At 71.5% G+C, this 267-nt stretch carries 1 pseudogene; it reads right to left on the minus strand.

Going from position 1 to position 267, the window contains the following annotated elements:
* Positions 1–267: pseudogene (locus OH705_RS27580) on the minus strand (di-heme oxidoredictase family protein); the annotation flags it as partial.

Raw genomic sequence — 267 nt, forward strand, 5'->3', positions numbered from 1 at the left:
GGAGTTCGACGAAGCGGTGGTGCCCGGTACGCAGCTCCGGTGCATGGCAGGTGCCGCAGCGCGCGGCCTCGAACATCTGGGCGCCGCGCTTGACCCGCAACTGTCGCGCCCGCGCCTGCGCATCCTGCTCCAGCGGATTGTCGAAATCGCGCTTCGGCGGCACGCCCAGCAGGCTGAGGTAGAGCGTGGTCTGGTGGATGTCGGCGGCGGTGAGCCGGGCGCCACCGGTGTTCGCCTGCGCACAGGCCACGCCTTCGCTGCCACGCG

The organism is Pseudomonas sp. BJa3 (assembly GCF_026343815.1).
Classification (GTDB): Bacteria; Pseudomonadota; Gammaproteobacteria; order Pseudomonadales; family Pseudomonadaceae; genus Aquipseudomonas; species Aquipseudomonas soli.